Raw genomic sequence first — 1,821 nt, forward strand, 5'->3', positions numbered from 1 at the left:
TCGTTAGGTCTCAAGCTCTCCAAAGAATATAGATTAAGCGGATATATAAGTCAAGGACTTTATTCAACGCCCAACTTAGCCCTTATGAACCTCGCAGCCCTCACCACCGCATCCTTGGCAGCGAGGTCGTCGGCAAACTTCCTCCTGTTGCCGTTCCTAAAGTCAAAGCCCCTTCCAACTCCAGGGTATATAACTACGTAGGCTTCTCTGCCATGGCTTCTAAGGTAGTCTATCGCCATAAGAGCCGGTCTAAGACGCTGGTACTGTTCCTCCCTTCCGACGAAGAACATGACGGGGACTTTGACCTTCTCTATGTCCTCGTGATACCTGTAGACCTGCATGGGCTCGGGTCTGTTGGGGTCTTGAATGTGAGGGTAGTAACCCACCCAGCAGGCTATGTCCTTCACCTGCCTGTTTTTGGCTACCAGCAGTCTCAGAGAGTAAAAACCACCCCTTGTAAGACCATAAGCACACACCTTCTTGGGGTATATGTCCTTCCTTGAGAGGGCGTAATCAAGGACTCTGTTGGCATCCTCTTCAACCACGGGGTCGTGGTATATGGGGAACCTCTCTATGAACCTTCCCGTGTAGAGGTCTGGTGCTACGACAACGAACCCCCTTGCAGCAAGGCGTTTAACGTGAAGCTGGAAGAGGTCGTCAAGCCCCCTCCTTCCGTGCAGAAAGAGAACTCCCGGGAACTTACCCTTCTCCTTCGGTCTCGCAACCATCACGGGGATCTCCGTATCGCCGTTCTTTACGGTAACCCATTTAACCTTCACCTTATAGTTTCTCGGAGGCTCTATATAGCCCTCGTTCCACCACCTATCGTCCCACCACCAGGCTTTATCACCCCTCTCGTCCAGCTTCTTGATCATGTTCTCTATGAACTCGTCCGCGTGTGAGAGGGAGAATAGAACTGTCAGTAAAACCATCAAGAACCCCATGGCCGACCCTCCTTTAGTCTTCTACATGCTTTTAAATTTAGTCTTTCTTCTTTTTCTTACCTTCAGAAAACTTCTTAATTAAAAAGGCTGTTGATAATCCAGTTAAGAACCCAACGATACCACCAGCTGCAACGAGTCCAAGCACGCTTTTGGGAATAACACCTGAAAGATTGGAAACAAGCCTACCGCTCTCAATATCCTTTAGAATCTCTTTTAGATCTTCTATCGTAAAGTCTTTACCTTCTTCCGCTTCTTCAATAAGCGTTCGTAGTTTTTCCAGGGCTTCAAGAGCCTGACCTCTGGGTTCGCTCTTGCCGTTCTCCCATCTATTGACGGTAGTAAATCCCACACCCAAAAGCTGGGCAAACTCTTCCTGCGTGAGTCCGAGTTTTTTCCTAAGCTCTCTTATCTCTTTTCCCGTCATATCTTAGAGTATATACCAAACGACTTATCAGACCATAATCAGCTGGAAAATACCGAGTAATATACCTATACAAAATCCCAGGATAGTTCCGTTCACCCTTATCCACTGGAGTTCATCCCAGGAGGCTTTCTTTACAGCTTTTATGAACTCCTCATCGGGAACGCTGTCTATTCTGTTCTTTATGAGCTCAAGAAGATAGGAGTGTTTTTCTTCTATAAGCTTCACGAGATACTTCTTTATAAGCTGATCCGCTCTCTCTTTTAACCTCCTCTCGGCTTCTCATTTTTGTGAAAGCTTCCTCTATCCATTCGTCGAGCTTTTTCTCTACAACAGAAGACAGGATCTCCTCGATAGCTTCCGCTACTACGTTTAAAAGGGATTGGGGATATACAGTGGAGGTTTGAAGTAATCATAATGTCTTCAGATTCCCCCTGCGCTTCTTCATCGCTTGTA

General features: G+C 46.7%; 4 protein-coding genes. All 4 read right to left on the minus strand.

The features are described 5' to 3' along the window. Positions 1 to 59 precede the first annotated feature (59 nt). Positions 60 to 944 (minus strand): dienelactone hydrolase family protein, encoded by an 885-nt coding sequence (locus HG1285_RS03020; protein WP_008288979.1) that lies wholly within the window; start codon positions 942 to 944, stop codon positions 60 to 62. A gap of 37 nt (positions 945 to 981) precedes the next feature. Further along, positions 982 to 1,368 carry a helix-turn-helix domain-containing protein gene (locus HG1285_RS19220; RefSeq protein ID WP_008288981.1) on the minus strand — a complete coding sequence of 129 codons (387 nt, stop codon included), beginning with the start codon at positions 1,366 to 1,368 and terminating at the stop codon, positions 982 to 984. Positions 1,369 to 1,395: 27 nt separating this feature from the next. Then, complete coding sequence (locus tag HG1285_RS03015; RefSeq protein ID WP_008288982.1) at positions 1,396 to 1,593, minus strand: DUF445 family protein; 198 nt, start codon at positions 1,591 to 1,593, stop codon at positions 1,396 to 1,398. 35 nt (positions 1,594 to 1,628) lie between these two features. Next, positions 1,629 to 1,821 (minus strand): hypothetical protein (locus tag HG1285_RS20390; RefSeq protein WP_232219527.1); only part of this gene is annotated, 193 nt, incomplete at its 5' end.

The organism is Hydrogenivirga sp. 128-5-R1-1 (assembly GCF_000171895.1).

What these genes read in the sequence shown, in the direction of transcription:
- HG1285_RS19220 (WP_008288981.1), bottom strand. Translation starts at nt 1,368, where the DNA reads ATGACGGGAAAAGAGATAAGAGAGCTTAGGAAAAAACTCGGACTCACG.
- HG1285_RS03020 (WP_008288979.1), bottom strand. Translation starts at nt 944, where the DNA reads ATGGGGTTCTTGATGGTTTTACTGACAGTTCTATTCTCCCTCTCACAC.